Source organism: Pseudomonas rhodesiae, from assembly GCF_007858255.1.
In the GTDB taxonomy this organism is placed as follows: domain Bacteria; phylum Pseudomonadota; class Gammaproteobacteria; order Pseudomonadales; family Pseudomonadaceae; genus Aquipseudomonas; species Aquipseudomonas rhodesiae.
In genome coordinates this window covers 341,935-358,355 of sequence record NZ_VFEU01000006.1, presented here as the reverse complement: position 1 = coordinate 358,355, position 16,421 = coordinate 341,935, and the positions used below count along the sequence as shown (strand labels likewise).

17 protein-coding genes and 1 pseudogene are annotated in these 16,421 nt (G+C 62.8%); 12 read left to right on the top strand and 6 right to left on the bottom strand.

Features of this window, described 5'->3' with window-relative positions; all coding sequences use genetic code 11:
* From FIV35_RS12255 to FIV35_RS12235, 5 genes and pseudogenes are all read left to right on the top strand, one after another.
* A pseudogene (locus FIV35_RS12255) lies at positions 1–146 on the top strand (ribonucleotide-diphosphate reductase subunit beta); the annotation flags it as partial.
* An 87-nt stretch (positions 147–233) separates the two neighbouring features.
* Positions 234–722 (top strand): DUF1289 domain-containing protein, encoded by a 489-nt coding sequence (locus tag FIV35_RS12250; RefSeq protein WP_034137998.1) that lies wholly within the window; start codon positions 234–236, stop codon positions 720–722.
* 92 nt (positions 723–814) lie between these two features.
* Positions 815–1,729 (top strand): class I SAM-dependent methyltransferase, encoded by a 915-nt coding sequence (locus FIV35_RS12245; protein ID WP_034137997.1) that lies wholly within the window; start codon positions 815–817, stop codon positions 1,727–1,729.
* 148 nt (positions 1,730–1,877) lie between these two features.
* Positions 1,878–2,594 carry a phosphatidylcholine synthase gene (pcsA, locus tag FIV35_RS12240; protein WP_034137996.1) on the top strand — a complete coding sequence of 239 codons (717 nt, stop codon included), beginning with the start codon at positions 1,878–1,880 and terminating at the stop codon, positions 2,592–2,594.
* A gap of 169 nt (positions 2,595–2,763) precedes the next feature.
* Positions 2,764–3,543 carry a TSUP family transporter gene (locus FIV35_RS12235; protein WP_034137995.1) on the top strand — a complete coding sequence of 260 codons (780 nt, stop codon included), beginning with the start codon at positions 2,764–2,766 and terminating at the stop codon, positions 3,541–3,543.
* Here FIV35_RS12235 and nudC read toward each other — a convergent pair.
* The gene (gene nudC, locus FIV35_RS12230; RefSeq protein WP_034097183.1) at positions 3,511–4,344 is read right to left on the bottom strand and encodes an NAD(+) diphosphatase; all 834 of its coding nucleotides are present in this window, start codon (positions 4,342–4,344) and stop codon (positions 3,511–3,513) included. The genes FIV35_RS12235 and nudC overlap by 33 nt on opposite strands.
* 5 nt (positions 4,345–4,349) lie before the next feature.
* Positions 4,350–5,162, bottom strand: a complete 813-nt coding sequence (locus FIV35_RS12225; RefSeq protein WP_034097182.1) for a crotonase/enoyl-CoA hydratase family protein — start codon at positions 5,160–5,162, stop codon at positions 4,350–4,352.
* 185 nt (positions 5,163–5,347) lie between these two features.
* On the opposite strand from FIV35_RS12225, the gene FIV35_RS12220 reads away from it, so the two are divergent.
* From FIV35_RS12220 to FIV35_RS12210, 3 genes are all read left to right on the top strand, one after another.
* Positions 5,348–5,902, top strand: coding sequence for a UPF0149 family protein (locus FIV35_RS12220; RefSeq protein WP_034137994.1), 555 nt, complete (start codon positions 5,348–5,350; stop codon positions 5,900–5,902).
* A 91-nt stretch (positions 5,903–5,993) separates the two neighbouring features.
* Positions 5,994–7,250: a 3-phosphoshikimate 1-carboxyvinyltransferase gene (locus tag FIV35_RS12215; protein WP_034137993.1), complete on the top strand. Its 1,257-nt coding sequence runs from the start codon at positions 5,994–5,996 to the stop codon at positions 7,248–7,250.
* A 31-nt stretch (positions 7,251–7,281) separates the two neighbouring features.
* On the top strand, positions 7,282–7,671 hold the full coding sequence (locus FIV35_RS12210; RefSeq protein ID WP_034137992.1) for a hypothetical protein: 390 nt from the start codon (positions 7,282–7,284) through the stop codon (positions 7,669–7,671).
* A gap of 1 nt (position 7,672) precedes the next feature.
* On the opposite strand, the gene FIV35_RS12205 is transcribed toward FIV35_RS12210, so the two are convergent.
* On the bottom strand, positions 7,673–8,272 hold the full coding sequence (locus FIV35_RS12205) for an NAD(P)H-dependent oxidoreductase (protein ID WP_034137991.1): 600 nt from the start codon (positions 8,270–8,272) through the stop codon (positions 7,673–7,675).
* 71 nt (positions 8,273–8,343) lie between these two features.
* Here FIV35_RS12205 and FIV35_RS12200 point away from each other — a divergent pair, with 71 nt between their 5' ends.
* The gene (locus FIV35_RS12200; protein WP_034137990.1) at positions 8,344–8,946 is read left to right on the top strand and encodes a TetR/AcrR family transcriptional regulator; all 603 of its coding nucleotides are present in this window, start codon (positions 8,344–8,346) and stop codon (positions 8,944–8,946) included.
* Here FIV35_RS12200 and FIV35_RS12195 read toward each other — a convergent pair.
* Both FIV35_RS12195 and FIV35_RS12190 read right to left on the bottom strand, forming a co-directional pair.
* The gene (locus FIV35_RS12195; RefSeq protein WP_034137989.1) at positions 8,927–9,607 is read right to left on the bottom strand and encodes a GNAT family N-acetyltransferase; all 681 of its coding nucleotides are present in this window, start codon (positions 9,605–9,607) and stop codon (positions 8,927–8,929) included. The two genes, FIV35_RS12200 and FIV35_RS12195, sit on opposite strands and share 20 nt — an antisense overlap.
* Before the next feature lie 57 nt (positions 9,608–9,664).
* A complete protein-coding gene (locus FIV35_RS12190) occupies positions 9,665–10,546 on the bottom strand; it encodes a LysR family transcriptional regulator (protein WP_034137988.1) in 882 nt (293 codons plus the stop codon).
* 112 nt (positions 10,547–10,658) lie between these two features.
* Between FIV35_RS12190 and FIV35_RS12185 the strand changes: the two genes are divergently transcribed.
* From FIV35_RS12185 to FIV35_RS12175, 3 genes are all read left to right on the top strand, one after another.
* Complete coding sequence (locus FIV35_RS12185) at positions 10,659–11,867, top strand: MFS transporter (protein WP_034137987.1); 1,209 nt, start codon at positions 10,659–10,661, stop codon at positions 11,865–11,867.
* 81 nt (positions 11,868–11,948) lie between these two features.
* Entirely contained in the window at positions 11,949–12,806 is an 858-nt protein-coding gene (locus FIV35_RS12180; protein WP_034137986.1) for a CAP domain-containing protein, read from the top strand.
* A gap of 159 nt (positions 12,807–12,965) precedes the next feature.
* The gene (locus FIV35_RS12175; RefSeq protein WP_034137985.1) at positions 12,966–15,152 is read left to right on the top strand and encodes a GAF domain-containing hybrid sensor histidine kinase/response regulator; all 2,187 of its coding nucleotides are present in this window, start codon (positions 12,966–12,968) and stop codon (positions 15,150–15,152) included.
* An 8-nt stretch (positions 15,153–15,160) separates the two neighbouring features.
* Here FIV35_RS12175 and FIV35_RS12170 read toward each other — a convergent pair whose 3' ends face one another.
* Positions 15,161–16,327, bottom strand: coding sequence for a GGDEF domain-containing protein (locus FIV35_RS12170; protein WP_034137984.1), 1,167 nt, complete (start codon positions 16,325–16,327; stop codon positions 15,161–15,163).
* Positions 16,328–16,421 lie beyond the last annotated feature (94 nt).

Sequence of the window (16,421 nt, the reverse complement as noted above, 5' to 3'; positions counted from 1 at the left end):
CGCAGATTGGCTTGAAGGAAGAGTATCCAGGCACGACCAACCCGTTCCCGTGGATGAGCGAGATCATGGACTTGAAGAAAGAGAAAAACTTCTTCGAAACCCGCGTGATCGAGTACCAGACCGGCGGAGCGCTGAGCTGGGACTGATCCACGAACACGCATCAATGTGGGAGCGGGCTTGCCCGCCCCAACATGGGCGCCGCGGTGCGCTACAGACTTTGCCAATAGCCTTTTATGCCTAACCAAACCATCAAGACCCCCTGCGTCGGCCTGTGCTCCACCGTGTACGGTGACCTGGTCTGCCGGGGTTGCAAGCGCTATCACCATGAAGTGATCCAGTGGAATGGCTACAACGCCGAGGAAAAGCGCGCGGTGTGGCAGCGTCTGGAGCAGTTGCTGGTGCAGGTGATGGCCAGCAAGTTGGAAGTGTTCGACCCCCAGCGCTTGCGTCAGCAGCTGCAGGACCGCCAGATCCGTTTTATGCCCCAGCAGTCGCCATATTGCTGGGCGTATCAGTTGATCGCGCGCGGTGCGCGGGTGATCTCCCGCCTGGACGCTTACGGTCTGGCGCTGTTGCCGGAGTTTCGCGAACGTCATCTGGCGGATTTGCGCGATGCCATCGATCGGGAGTTTTTCCTGTTGTCCGAGGCGCATTACCAGCGATATATCGCGCCGAATTTCCTCAAGGACGCCTTTGGGCCTGCTCTGATTGCCGCCATGTAGCGCTCGAATTCAGGCCGTTGTGTGTCACTTCATACCGCTCCATTCCTCGCGTGTGGTTAAAATGCCGCCCGCTCAATCACCGACGCTCAACGATGACCCCAGACGCACTCGCTACCCTCCACGCTCACCTGCTGACGGCCCTGGCCAACCCGCCCAGTGAAACCCGACGCCTGTTCCACGGCCGTGGCCGTTGCTGGCCGGGCCTGGAGCAACTGACGGTGGATTGGCTGCAAGGCGTGCTGCTGGTCTCGCTATTCAAGGAGCCGCAGGCGGCACAGCTGGAAGCCCTGAAACAGCTGCTGCAAAGCGAGTTCAGCGCTTACACAATCGCCCTGCAACACCGTTACTTGCCACAAAGCACCACCGAATGGCTGGTGGGGCAAGCGATCGACGAGCAGATCATCACCGAGGGTGGCCTGCGTTACCTGATCGACCTGGGTAAAAAGCAGAACACCGGGTTGTTCCTCGATATGCGCTACGGGCGCCAATGGGTGCGCGAACAGGCCAAGGGCCAGCGCGTGCTCAATCTGTTTGCCTACACCTGCGGCTTTTCCGTGGCGGCCATCGAAGGCGGTGCCGAGCACGTGGTGAATCTGGACATGGCACGCGGCGCCCTGAGCCGTGGCCGCGACAATCATCGGCTCAACGGCCATGACCTGAGCCGCGTCACGTTTCTGGGCCATGACCTGTTCAAATCCTGGGCAAAAGTGATCAACAACGGCCCCTATGATCTGGTGATCATCGACCCGCCATCGTTCCAGAAAGGCAGTTTTCTGCTGACCAAGGACTATCAGCGCGTGCTGCGACGCCTGCCGGAACTGCTGACCGCTCAGGGCACGGTGCTGGCGTGCATGAACGATCCGGCCTTCGGCGAAGACTTCCTGATCGATGGCGTGACCCGCGAAGCGCCGGGGCTGCATTTCGTGCAGCGCCTGGCGAACCCGCCGGAATTTCCCGACATCGACCCACAAAGTGGCCTCAAAGCCCTGGTGTTTCGCCAGGGCTGATGCCGAAACGTCCTACGCTTGCTACCCTAAGCAAGACGCCGGGCGGTGAACCTTATCCCCCCCCTTCCCGGTCGATACCTGCATTCCCCGGCCAGACTCGACCGCGTCACGTTGTCGGCTGCCCCGTTCCACCTTTGGAGAACCGCCCGTGATATCGACCCTGCATGTAGCCAGAATCAAAGCCTGGGGCGCCCACGGCTTTACCGCCACCGGTGTGGTCCTGGCCTTCCTGGCCACCCTGGCCCTGCTGGAAAACTCGCCCAAGGCTTGCCTGTTGTGGCTGGGCCTGGCGCTGGTGGTGGATGGCCTCGACGGCTCCCTGGCGCGGCGCGTCAATGTCAGCACGGTACTGCCGAGCTTCGACGGTTCGGTGCTGGATTTGGTGATCGATTACCTCACCTACGTGTTTATCCCCGCGCTGTTTATCTACCGCTACATCGACCTGCCGGACTTCACCCATCTGTTTACCGTGTCGGTGATCCTGGTGTCGTCGTTGTTCTGCTTCTGCAACGTCAACATGAAAAGCAAGGACAACTATTTCGTCGGCTTCCCCGCCGCCTGGAACGTGGTAGCCCTGTGCGTGTACATCATCCAGCCGGACGCGTGGGTCACCTTGCTGACGGTCATCGGTTTGGCCCTGCTGACCGTCACGCCGATGAAGTTTCTGCACCCGTTTCGGGTCAAGCGCTTTATGCCGATCAATATCGCGGTGACCACCATCTGGTTGCTGTGCAGCTTTTTGATGGTCGTGGATTATCCCAACACCAATCCGTGGACATTCGGCTTGTGGTCGCTGATGTCGGCATACTTTCTGGGGATTTGCATCTGGCGCACCGCGCTGGAGTGGCTGGGCAACCACAAATAGCCAAATAGGTGGGAGGGGGCTGTCCCCGATTGCGATGTGTCAATCAGCTTATCTGTCACTGATACACCGCAATCGGGGGTAAGCACCCTCCCATAGTTGGTTCTGCATACATTCGGCAGGTAAGATGGCGACCTTCCGCATAGCGCCCTGCCAACCATAAGCCCTGCCCATGCCCTTCGAACTCAGCGTTGATCTCACCACCCTCGCCATCCTCGCCGTCGTGGCCTTTATTGCCGGTTTTATCGATGCCATCGCTGGCGGTGGCGGGCTGTTGACCACCCCGGCGCTGCTCACCGCCGGCATGCCGCCGCACTTGGTGCTGGGCACCAACAAGCTCAGTTCCACCTTCGGCTCGGCCACCGCCAGTTTTACTTTTTACCGCCGCAAGCTTTTTCACCCGCGTCAATGGATGCACGCCATCATCGGCACGCTGGTGGGCGCTCTGGCCGGTGCGGTGGTCGCCCACTACCTGCCAGCCGAGGCCCTGAACAAAATGCTGCCGGTGATCGTATTCGCCTGCGGCCTGTATCTGTTGTTCGGCGGCACGCCCAAGGCGCCGCTGGACGTCGACGCGCCGATCAAGAAAAAGTGGCAGGCCACCCAAGGCTTCGGCCTGGGCTTCTACGATGGCGTAGCAGGCCCGGGCACCGGGGCGTTCTGGACCGTCAGCACCCTGCTGCTGCACCCCATCGACCTGGTCAAGGCCAGCGGTGTGGCACGCAGCATGAACTTCGTCAGCAACGCGGCAGCGCTGTCGGTGTTTATCTTCAACGGTTCGGTGGACTGGATAGTCGGCCTGGCGATGGGGATTTCGGTGATGGGCGGGGCCTTCTTTGGCGCTCGCAGCGCGATCAGCGGCGGCGCCAAATTCATTCGTCCGGTGTTTATCACCGTGGTCCTCGGCCTGACCGTGCGCTTAGCCTGGCAGCACTGGTTCAGCGTGGCCTAAGCGGCGCGCCACATAGAGGTCGATCAGGTAGCGCGCAATCGAACGCGACGCCGGCAACGGCGGCAGGTCATGGATGTTGAACCACTGCGCGTCCTCGATCTCGTCGGCCTGGGGCACGATGTCGCCACCGGCGTACTCGGCATGGAAGCCGAGCATCATCGAATGGGGGAACGGCCAGCACTGGCTGCCCATGTACTGGATATTCTGCACTTCCACCTGCACTTCCTCGCGCACCTCGCGAATCAGGCAGTCTTCGGCCGACTCCCCCGGCTCGGCAAACCCGGCCAACGTGCTATAGACCCCGGTCACAAAACGCGGCGAACGGGCCAGCAGGATTTCGTCGCCACGGGTCACCAGCACGATCATGCTCGGCGAGATGCGCGGGTAACTGCGCAGGTCGCACGCCTGGCAATACATTGCGCGTTCGCGTGGCACTTGCACCATGGCCAGGCCGCAGCTGCCGCAAAAGCGGTGCTCGCGGGCCCAGGTGCCGATCTGCGCGGCGTAACCCAGCACTTTGTACAGGGTGTGATCGCCTTGCAGCATAAAACCGCGCAAGCCCTGCCAACTGCAGCCGAGCACATCGCTGGGGGCGTTGAGCTCCAGCAGGTACACCGGCTCGCCGTCGAGGTGGCCGATACCGTGTTCGGCGAACACCGAAAGGTCCTGACGCTTGAGCCACTCCCGCGGAAACAGCGGGCCATTGGCGTCGTGTAAAAAGCCTTCGCGGCTGCGGGCGACAGCCCAGCCGCCAGGGGTGTCGTTGTCCAGAAGCGTTGTGGTAATCCAGCCTGGGGTCATGTCTATCAATCCACGAATTCGGGTGTCTGCTTGCTCATATGGGCCGCGATGGCCACACGCAGGTCGTTGGATTGCAACATAGCCGAGTTCCAGGTGGCAACGTACTCCAGCCCGTCATTGACTGTATGGTCACGCATATAGCTGATCATTGCCTTGGTGCCGGTGACGGCAATCGGCGATTTGGCCGCGATGTCCCGAGCGATCTCCAGCACGCCGGCCAACAGGCTGTCGTGATCGGCATACACACGGTTGACCAGGCCGATGCTGCGCGCCTCTTCTGCGCCGAACATGCGCCCGGTGTAAGCCAGTTCGCGCAGCATACCGTCGCCGATGATGCGCGGCAGGCGTTGCAGCGTGCCGACGTCGGCGGCCATGCCGATATCGATTTCCTTGATGGAGAACTGCGCATCTTCGGCGGCATAGCGCATGTCACAGGCACTGATCAGGTCGATCGCGCCACCGATGCAATAGCCCTGGATCGCCGCCAGCACTGGCTTGCGGCAATTGTCCACGGCATTGAACGAGGCTTGCAGTTCGAGGATCTTGCGCCGCAGCAAGCGCGCGTTGCGGCCCACGTCTTTGCCCAGGTCATTGGCCACCGAGGCTAGCATCATCAGGTCGATACCGGAGGAAAAATGCTTGCCGGCACCGCTGAGCACCACGGCGCGCACGGCGTCGGTGTCGTCGATCCATTGGAAAATGTCGATGATCTCGGTCCAGAACGCGGCGTTCATCGCGTTGATTTTTTCCGGGCGGTTGATCTGCACATGGGCAACGTTGCCGTTGAGTTCGACGACAAAGGCTTGGTATTCGGACATGGCCATGATCCCTGACTGGCGAAGGTGAAGGCCCAGACTATAACAAGGGTGCGCGACGGCGCATCGGCCAAAAGCGGGACTGGCCAGCGGGATGGAAAAGAGGCTGGATAAAACCCCGCGCACACGCCATCCTTCGTGCTTTGAGCCGCGCAATGTGCGGCGTTCGACGTTTAAAGGATATGCCCATGCACGCCCAGCCCCTCGCCCCCGCCGATTTCGCCGCCCTGGAAGACACCCTGCTCAAGTACGGCGATGACCACTCCGTGTTGAACGTGGCCGAACTCGACGGCTATTTCACCGCGCTGGTCTCCGGCCCGGCGCCGGTAGACATCGCCGAGTGGTTCCCGGCGATCTGGGGCGGCCAGAACCCCGAGTGGGAAAGCGCCGACGAGGCGCAGCAGTTTCTGGACCTGTGCGTGCGCCACCTCAACACCCTGGCGGCGCAACTGGCCGGCGACGCCCCGGGCTTCACGCCGCGCTTTGACGAAACCGAGCATCGGGCACAGACGGTGACCCTGGCTGAAGAATGGTGCTTTGGCTACATCCGTGGCGCTGCCATCGGTAACTGGCCGCCGCTGCCGACCGAACAGGCAGCGAATCTGGAGAAAATCTCCTGGTGCGCCGAACAGGACAACTTTGAATTGCCCGCCGACCTGGATATCCAGGCCCACCAGCAGCGCGCCGGCCAGATCGAACCGGCAGCGCGGGCGTTGCATGATTACTGGTCGAGCCAGCGCTAAGCCTCGACAGCACGGCATCAATGCCCGATTATTCGGGTCCGCCCCGTCGGCCACTCCGTGCCACCTTGCCTTGAATCAGGAGCCTTGTACCTTGAGTTCGCAGAAAACCGTGACCGTTACCCCGCCCAACGCCCCGCTCATCGGCAAGGTCGCGCCCCCCGGCTCCAAATCCATTACCAATCGTGCATTGCTGCTGGCGGCCCTGGCCAAGGGCACCAGCCGTTTGAGTGGTGCACTGAAAAGCGACGACACCCGCCACATGTCGGTGGCCTTGCGCCAGATGGGCGTGACCATTGAGGAGCCGGACGACACCACGTTCGTGGTCACCGGTCAGGGCAAGTTGCAGTTGCCGGCGCAACCGCTGTTCCTCGGCAACGCCGGCACCGCCATGCGCTTTCTCACCGCCGCCGTGGCCACCGTGCAAGGCACCGTGGTGCTCGATGGCGACGACTACATGCGCAAGCGCCCCATTGGCCCGCTGCTGGCCACCCTCGGGCAGAACGGCATCCAGGTCGACAGCCCGAGCGGCTGCCCGCCAGTCACCGTGCACGGCACGGGCAAGGTGCAGGCCAAGCGCTTCGAGATCGACGGCGGGTTGTCCAGCCAATACGTATCGGCCCTGCTGATGCTTGCCGCCTGCGGTGAAGCGCCGATTGAAGTGGCGCTGACCGGCAAGGACATTGGCGCCCGTGGCTATGTGGACCTGACCCTGGACTGCATGCGCGCCTTCGGAGCGCAGGTCGATGCCGTCGACGACACCACCTGGCGCGTCGCCCCCACTGGCTACACCGCCCATGACTACCTGATCGAACCCGACGCCTCCGCCGCCACCTACCTGTGGGCCGCCGAAGTGTTGACTGGCGGGCGTATCGACATCGGTGTAGCGGCCCAGGATTTCACCCAGCCGGACGCCAAGGCGCAGGCGGTGATCGCCCAGTTCCCGGATATGCAGGCCACGGTGGTGGGCTCGCAGATGCAGGACGCGATCCCCACCCTGGCGGTGCTGGCGGCGTTCAACAACACCCCGGTACGCTTTACCGAACTGGCCAACCTGCGCGTCAAGGAATGTGACCGGGTGCAGGCGCTGCATGACGGCCTGAATGAAATCCGCCCCGGCCTGGCGACCATCGAAGGCGACGACCTGCTGGTGGCCAGCGACCCGGCGTTGGCCGGCACCGCCTGCACCGCGCTGATCGACACCCACGCCGACCATCGCATCGCCATGTGCTTTGCCCTGGCCGGCTTGAAGGTGGCGGGCATTCGCATCCAGGACCCGGACTGCGTGGCCAAGACCTATCCCGACTACTGGAAGGCCTTGAGCAGCCTGGGTGTCGCACTGACCTATTGAGCCCGGCGCGCCGGAATGGGGAGGACTGAACATGAACATTCGCCAACCCTGCCCACCCGGCGCCTGCGTATGCGAGCGCGAGCAATTGCTGCAAGCGCCCGACGCGGACCTGCGCATCCTCGGCCTCACCCGCCAGGAAGAGAAGCGCCTGCTCGAACGCCTGGAAAACCTGCAAAACCTGCAAGACCTGGAACGCCTGCAACAACGCATGTATGAACTGCTGGGCATCCGCGTACACATCGCGCCGGGCCACACCGAAGTCAAAAGCATGCGCGGCATTCAGATCGTCATCGACGACCTGCCCGGGTTATGTCGCAAAACCCGCCAAGCGATTCCGGCGGCGATTCGCCGGGGCATGGAAAAACGCCCGGAGATTGCCTACCGCCTGCTGGACGCCCACGACCTGTTTCGCGACGGGTAAGTCAGCCCGTCACCGTTTCGGCCTTGAACAGCCCCTGGCCCACGGTTCTCGCGGTGCTCAAATGGGCCTCTGCGCTGCCGCTTTCCGAGTCCAGCAGCAGGTCGGACGTGAGCACCTTCGCGCCACAGTAATCAAAGATGCCGTAGTCAATCTGCGTGTGCATCGATTGGGCATAACCATGCCGTTCGTACGCGCTGAAGTCCGCCGCGCCAAGCGCCAGCAGGTGCACGTGTAAATGCCCGAGTTTTTTCACCACCGGGGTGTCCGGGCCGTAGTCGATGGCCCAACCGTTGACGAATACACGGTCAATCCAACCCTTGAGCAGGCCGGGCATCGACCACCAATAAATGGGAAACACCAGAACCAACGCATCGGCGCGGTCGATGCGGGCCTGTTCGGCCAGCACATCGGCCGGTGGTGCGGCGCGTTCGCGATGCACCCGATGGTCGGCAGCGCTGTAACGCGGGTCGAAGCCCTCGGCGGCGAGGTCGGCGATTTCAGAGGTGTGATCCGCTAGGCGCAGGCCATGGGCAACTTGGGCGGCAATGCTGTGGGTCAGGGATTGTGGGTCGTGATGGGCAACAACGATCAGTGCGTGCATGACATTCACTCCGGTTCGGTTTAGGCTCTGGGCTTAAGTTACGAACAGTAAGTTACTTTTGGTATATAAGCATGTCAAGCCACGAATCTCCTGCACCCCGCCGTCGTCTGTCCCGTGAAGATCGCCTGCAACAATTATTGGAGGTGGCCTGGCAGCTGGTGCGCGATGAAGGCACCGATGCCCTGACCCTGGGCCGGGTGGCAGAACTGGCGGGCGTCACCAAGCCGGTGGTCTACGACCATTTCGTCACCCGCGCGGGGTTACTGGCGGCGCTGTACGAAGATTTCGACGCACGCCAGAACCAGGCGTTTGTCGACGCACTCGACACCAGCGACACCACCCTCGAAGGCCGCGCCGGAGTGATTGCCGCGTGCTACATCGATTGTGTGCTATTGCAGGGCCGGGAAATCCCAGGCGTGATTGCGGCCTTGAACAGTTCCCCGGAACTGGAAACCCTCAAGCGCAAGTACGAAGCGATCTTCCTCGACAAATGCCGCGATGCTCTGGCGCCCTTCGCTCCCTCCGGCACAGTGCCTCAAGCCGGCTTGAGGGCCATGCTCGGGGCGGCCGAAGCGTTGTCCCACGCAGCGGCCAATGGCGAAGTCAGCCGTGAAGAAGCTCAGCAGGAATTGCAGGCGATCATTTCAGCGATGATCAACCGCGCTCGCCCGTGACGAACGCCTGCACCTTGCGCGCCAGCTGATCCAGGTGGCGGTCGCGCTGGCGCTCGGCGTCGACCATTGCGCGTTTGCCGTGTCGTTGCAGCAGGTAGGCATGGATCTGCTGCACCTCCAGCGAGCGGTAGATCGCGGCCACGTCCAGCACGCCCATCAGCCCGTCGGTGCCGTAGCTACGCGTGTTCATCAGCACCTGGGTGTCGCGTGCGCCGCGCACCTGGAACCCCATGGCCTCGAAGGCCGGCACCTTTTCCACCGAGCAGGCCAGCTCCGCATGGGGGTAGCGAGCCAGCACGTCCTGCATCATGGCGCGCCCTACCCCGTGGCGCCGCGAACCGGCCTGCACGGCCATAAAGGGAATGCCACAGGCCTCGGGGTCATCCTTGACCGGTAAACACAACAGAAACCCGATCACCTGTTCCGGATCCTCGGCATCCGTCGCCACCACCAGCTCCACCGCGATGCCCTTCTCACCGTTCAACGCCTCCAGATACAAGTGCACCTCGAAGCCGATGGCGTATTGATAGATGTTGTACAGCAGGTTGCTGGGGGGCAGCGCGACGCTGCTGATATCGGTGAGGTTGTCCACCACCATCTGCAGGATCTGACCATTGATAGGCTCGGGGCACCGCGTGGTGTAACGGGTAAGGCTGAACATGCACATTCCTGGGGGTTGGGCTTCAAGGCAGCGGCGATTGTACCTGTTACACCCGGTTCATGGCCCGCACACCTCACGCAGGCAACTGCGCAGCCAGCGGTGGGCCGGGTCCGCGTCCAGTCGCGGGTGCCAAAGCATTGCCACGCTGAAGGTGGGCAGGCTCAGCGGCAGTTCAAAGCAGAACAGCTCGTTGCGCTGGGCAATATAGCGTTCGGGGACGCTGGCAATCAGGTCGGTGTCCCGTGCCAGGGCGATGGCCGTGGCGAACCCGGCGACGATGGTGTGGATCTGCCGCGTAACGCCCAGGGCTTGCAGGGCATCGTCGATCTGGCCACGGTCCTGGCCTCGCCGCGATACATAGAGGTGTTGGCCTTCGGCGTAGCGTTGCAGGCTGACCGCGCCGCAGCTGAGGGGATGGCCGTTGCGCACTACGCCGATCAAGCGATCGCGGAACAGCGTCTGGGTCAGCACCTCGGGGCCGGCGCTGGGGTCGACCACGCCGATGTCCAGATCCACACGGGCGTCGCGCAGCGGTGCGGTGTCCTTGTCGGTTTTACTCAGCAGACGCAGACGCAAGCCTGGCGCCTCTTGAGCGATACGCCTGAGCAACGCGGCGCCGAAACACTCGATGAACTCTTCGCTGGTGCGTAACGTAAAGGTGCGCTCGACCAGGGCCATGTCCACCGCCTGCGCCGGGCGCAGGGCCGCCTGTGCCTCCTGCACCAAGCGGCTGACCTGCTCGCGCAACGCCAACGCATGAGGCGTCGGCACCAAGCCACGACCGGCACGCACCAACAACGGATCGCCCGTGGTGTGCCGCAGACGCGCCAAGGCCCGGCTCATGGCCGAAGGGCTCAAGTGCAGGCGCTTGGCCGCACGTTCCACGCTACCCTCGGCGAGCAGCACGTCCAGGGTGATCAACAGGTTCAGATCAGGCATCAGCGCTCCCAAGCAGGCGTTTTATGCAGGTATTTAATGCAATCCATGCGTCTTCCGCCATGTTAGGCCAGGCCGTAGAGTTCTGTCAGTCATCTTCAGTCAAGGAGTTCCCATGCCCATCTCTTCGCGCGGCGCTCTAGTCAGCCTGTGCCTATCCATGCTGCTGGCCTCGCTGGGCACCAGCATCGCCAACGTCGGCCTGCCGACGCTGGCACAGACCTTCAATGCAGCATTCCCGGCGGTGCAGTGGGTGGTGCTGGCGTACCTGCTCGGCATCACGGCAGTGATCGTCAGTGCGGGTCGTTTGGGTGATCGCCTGGGGCGCCGTCGGGTGTTGATCGCTGGGCTGTTGCTGTTCGCGGTGGCGAGCACCGTGTGCGGCGTTGCCCCCTCATTGAATGGCTTGATCGCCGCGCGTGTGCTGCAAGGCCTCGGCGCGGCAAGCATGATGGCCATGGCCATGGGTCTGGTAGGCGATACCGTATCCAAGGAGCGTATCGGCCGAGTCATGGGCCTGCTGGGCACCATGTCGGCACTCGGTACGGCGATGGGCCCCAGTGTCGGCGGCGTGTTGCTCAGCCTATGGGGTTGGCACGCATTATTTATGGTGGGCACGCCACTGGGGGTATTGGCCGCCGCCCTGGCCTGGCGCTATCTACCGGTGGATCTGCCGCACGCACGCGTACCCGGCAGCCTGTGGTCGCCCTTGAAAGCCGCGCCGTTACGCGCCGGCCTGGCCATGAGCGCGCTGGTATCGGCGGTGATCATGGCCACCTTCGTGGTCGGGCCGTTTTACCTGTCACGCGGTCTGGGCCTCGCGCCTGAATGGATGGGCCTGGCAATGGCTGTCGGGCCGGGTGTCGCCGCGCTCACCGGCGTGCCGGCCGGACGCCTGACCGACCGCCTGGGCAGCCGCCGCGTCACACTGCTCGGGCTAAGCACACTGCTGGGCGGCGCGCTGCTGCTGTCCTTGGCGTCGGGGCTGATGGCTTATCTGGGCGCGCTGGTAATTCTGACCTGCGGCTACAGCCTGTTCCAAGCCGCCAACAACACCGCAGTGATGAGCGACGTGGACGCCTCCCGCCGCGGCACGGTCTCGGGCCTGCTCAACCTGTCACGCAACCTGGGCCTGATCCTCGGCACCTCAGCCTTGGGCGCGGTATTCGCCTGGGCCAGTCCGGATGTCATCCACGCCACGCCTGAATCTGTCACCCTTGGCCTGCACGTCACGTTCAGCGTCGCGGTGGGGCTGATCGTTCTGGCCGCTGCAATGGCAGTGTGCCGCATTGCCAGCGTTACGCCGCCGCTGAACACCCGTTGAGGCAAAAAAACAAAAAAGGCGTTGCGCCGGACCGGGTTACTTCGCGCATCATGGGCACTTTCAAGCTCAAGGGTAACGTCCATGCGCGTTCTGTCATTGATGATGGGTCTTACGACGCTGGCCGCCAGTACGGTGTTCTGCGCCAGCGCGATGGCGAATGAAGAAAGTCAGTTGGTACAACAGATCAATGCCTACCGCAGCCAGGTGCAACGCTGCGGGGATCAGGGTTCCCAGGAATTACCGCCGCTGACCAGCGACGCGCGCCTGGTGCTGCCAGCCAATAACGCCGGCGACCTGCAGCAGGCGCTGGCGCGGGCGGCGTACCCGATGGTGAATGTGCAGGCCATCAGCCTGTCCGGGCCCAAGGATGCCGCCGCGGCCATGAAGGCGGTGAGCGAGAGTTTTTGCCGAGTGGTGCTGGACCCGCAGTATGTCGATATCGGCGTGAGCAACACGGGCCAGGACTGGCGCATCGTGCTGGCGCGCCCGCTGCTGTCCAGCGGCCGGGGCGACTGGCAGACCGAAGGCAAGCAATTGCTCAGTCTGGTCAATGCCGCCCGCGCCCAAGCGCACCAGTGCGGCACCCAAGCGTTTACCGCCACTACCCCGCTGGCCTGGAACGACACCCTGGCCAGCGCCGCCAATAGCCACACGCGCAACATGGCCAACGGCAACTTCTTCGATCACCTGGACCACGATGGCAGAACCCCCGGTGACCGTGCTGAATTGGCCGGCTATACCGCCAAGGCGATTGGTGAAAACATCGCTGCCGGCCTGGATACTCCGCGCAAGGTGGTGGACGGCTGGCTCGCCAGCCCCGGCCATTGCGCCAACCTGATGAATCCGCAGTTTCGCGAACTGGGCGCGGCCTATGCCATGGACCCCAAGAGCGATGCGGGCATCTATTGGACCGCCATGTTCGGCACACCGCAGCAATAGAGGGTGGTTGACCGCCCTCGTCGCCCTTCAAACGAATAGAGCATCAAAGTGCCATCTCGTGGATAATCCGCTGAACTGGCGGCGGGCATTCCGGTCTGTAGCTTGGCAGCCTGGGCTCTCCAGGCGACGACAGACTGTGGCAAACAAGGTGTGACCCCGATGATGAATTGGCTGCAAAGCAGCAGCGACATGGCCGAACAGGTTCGTCAGCATGATTGGGCAAGTACGCCCCTAGGGCCATTGGAGCAGTGGCCGGATGTCTTGAAGACCACCGTTGCGTTGTGTTTCGCGTCGAGTTTCCCTCAGGCAATCGTCTGGGGGCCACAACTGATCACGCTCTACAACGATGCGTTTATTCCGATCCTGGGCAACAAGCCCTACGCTCTGGGCCGTCCGTTCAGCGAAATCTGGAGCGAGGTGTGGGACGAAGTGCGTCCCATCGCCAACGCGGCCTTCGAAGGGCATGCCACCTATATCGAGAATTTCCCGCTGGTAATCGAACGCGGGCCCGCACCGGAACAGGCGTATTTCACGTTCTGCTACAGCCCGATCCGCGATCCGCGAGGCAAAGTGGTCGGCATGCTCGATACCGTCACCGAAACCACCGCCACGGTGTTTCACGCGCGCCGCCTGGCGTTGCTGGACGCCATCGGCAACGCGGTGGCCAACGCCAACGACGCCCAGGCGATCATGACTGACACCACCCGCCTGCTGGCCGAGCACTTGCAGGTGAGCAATTGCGCCTACGCCGATATGGATGCCGATGAAGACGGCTTCACCATCCGCGACAACTGGACCGCCCCCGGCTCGCCGAGCATCGTCGGTCGTTATAGCCTTGCGGCGTTCGGTGAGCGCGCGGTCAAGTGCCTACGCGCCGGTGAGCCGCTGGTGATCCACAACAACTTGCGCGAATTGCCGCCCCACGAGGCTGAGCAATTCCAGACGCTGGGGGTGACCGCCACCATCTGCATGCCGCTGATCCGTAACGGCCGCCTTACCGCCCTGATGGCGGTGCATGACAAAGTTGCGCGGCCGTGGTCGCACTACGACCTGGCGGTGCTGCGGGAAGTCACCGAGCGCTCCTGGGCCTATATCGAGCGCGTGCGTGCCGATGCCGATGTGCGCGCCGGCCTGGCCGCCTACGCCGAACTCAACACCACCCTGGAGCAGCGCGTCGAAGAACGCACCCTGGCGCTGGCCCAGACCGAAGCCGCCCTGCGCCAATCGCAGAAGCTGGAGGCCATCGGCCAGTTAACCGGGGGTGTGGCCCACGACTTCAATAACCTGCTGACCATCATCCGCTCCTCGGTGGATTTTCTGCGCCAGCCAGGACTCTCTGAAGAACGCCGCCAGCGTTACATGGGCGCGGTCTCGGACACCGTCGAGCGCGCCAGCAAGTTGACCAGCCAGTTGCTCGCCTTCGCTCGGCGCCAACCGCTGAACCCGGAAGTCTTCGATGTAGGCCAGCGCGTGCAAAATATTGGCGAAATGCTCGAAAGCGTCACCGGTGCGCGCATCCAGGTGCGGGTGGAGTTACCGACGCAGCCGTGTTTTGCGCGGATTGATTCAAGCCAGTTCGAAACCGCGCTGATCAACATCGCCCTCAATGCCCGGGATGCCATGGACGGTCATGGCACCCTGACCTTGCGGGTGACCGGTCAACAGCCCCTGCCGCGCATACGCGGCGAGGCCGGTTCGCGCCAGCCGCATATCGCCATTGCCCTGGCCGACACCGGCCCCGGCATTCCCGGCGACACCGTCGAGCGCATCTTCGAGCCGTTTTTCACCACCAAGGCCGTGGGCAAAGGCACGGGATTGGGGCTGTCCCAAGTGTTCGGCTTCGCCAAGCAGTCGGGAGGCAATATCGATGTGGCCAGCACCCTGGGCCAGGGCTCGGTGTTTACCCTGTACCTGCCGCAGGTCGCGGCCCAGGACTCGGCACAGCGCAGCCCACAGGACGAACCGGCAACTGTGCATGACACCACGCAATGCCATGTGTTGATCGTGGAAGACAATCTGGAGGTGGGGCGCTTTGCCAGCCAGATCCTGCAGGATCTGGGCTACCAGACCACGTGGGCTACCGATGCCGAACACGCCCTGCGCCTGGCGGGTCCGCAGGCGTTGGCCTTCGATGCGGTTTTTTCGGACGTGGTGATGCCTGGCATGACCGGCGTGGCCATGGCCAAGGAGCTGCGCCAACGTCGTGCCGACCTGCCGGTGGTATTGACCTCCGGCTATAGCGAGGAGCTGGCTGACAGCGGCTACGAAGGCTTTGAGTTCCTGCCCAAGCCCTACTCGGCCGACCAGGTCTCGCGGGTACTGATCAAGGCAATACTCCGGGACTGAGCCGCGCCTTACTCCGCCAGCGCCACCTGGTTACGACCCTGGGCCTTGGCCCGATACAGCGCTTTATCCGCCATGTTCATCAGGCCGTGCAGGTCTTGGTCGTGATCATGGGTGGAGGCTAGACCGAGACTGGCCGACAAGCCCTTGACCGGCTCGGCAGCCAACCCGGAGATCGCCTTGATCAGTTGTTCGGCAATCGCGCGTGCAGTGTCCAGAGAGGTATTGGGCAGCAACACCGCGAATTCTTCGCCGCCCAGGCGGCCATACACGTCGGCCTGACGGAACGAGGCACTGATCACCCCGCCGATCTGGCGTAACACCTGATCGCCGGCCTGGTGACCGTAGGTGTCGTTGATCTGTTTAAAGTGATCCATGTCCAGCATCAGCGCACACAGCGGTTGCTGGTTATGCCTGCATTGCGCGTACAGCACCTGGGCACGCTCGAAAAATGCACGACGGTTCATCAGCCCGGTCAATTCATCGGTTTGTGCGGCGCGGGTAGAAATGGTGTGGGCACGCTCCATTTGCCGGGTCAGGCGAAAGGCTTTCTCCAGCGCCTCGGACAATTTGCGCGTAGCGCTAAATACAAAGGTAGAAAACACCAGAACCGCGATGGCGACCCCCACTTGCATCGACGAGGGTTGCCACAACAGCCACAGGGTGCAAGGCATCAGCACCAGGCTGATGGACGTCACGGTCATGGCGCGATAAGCCGAATAACACGACACCGCGCTGACCGACATGCCCACGGTAAACAACATGACCAACACCTGGGACAGTCGATCATCGGTGGGGATCAGCGCAAATGCGCCCGCCCCCCAGATACCGGCCGACAGCACCAGCGTGATCCAGTAACGCCGTTCCCAGCGCTCCGGCGTGCGCTCGCTGTTGGGGCAGCGGAACCATTCCATGAACATCTTTATGCGCAGCAGTGACGAAACGCCCAGCGTCACCAGCCATACCAGCATGATGCGCTGATCCAGACGGTCCCAGCACAGCCAGCAGAGCATGGCGGCGGCCAGGTAGCTGCCGAAAATCGCGGCAAACGACTGCCGGAACAGCTGGTGCAGCCGATCGGTGCGCACGTGCTGTTCGATAACGTCATCCTGGTCCTGCCCACGCCCAAGGCCATTCATGAAATTCGCCTGATCCGACTGCCGCGACAAAGGCGCCATTGTGGCATCCTGCCAGCAATCTGAACAACTGAATCGGCCTAGTTAGAGCGGTTGTTTGAGGGGCGATGCCAAACCACGCCAGACATAACGACAA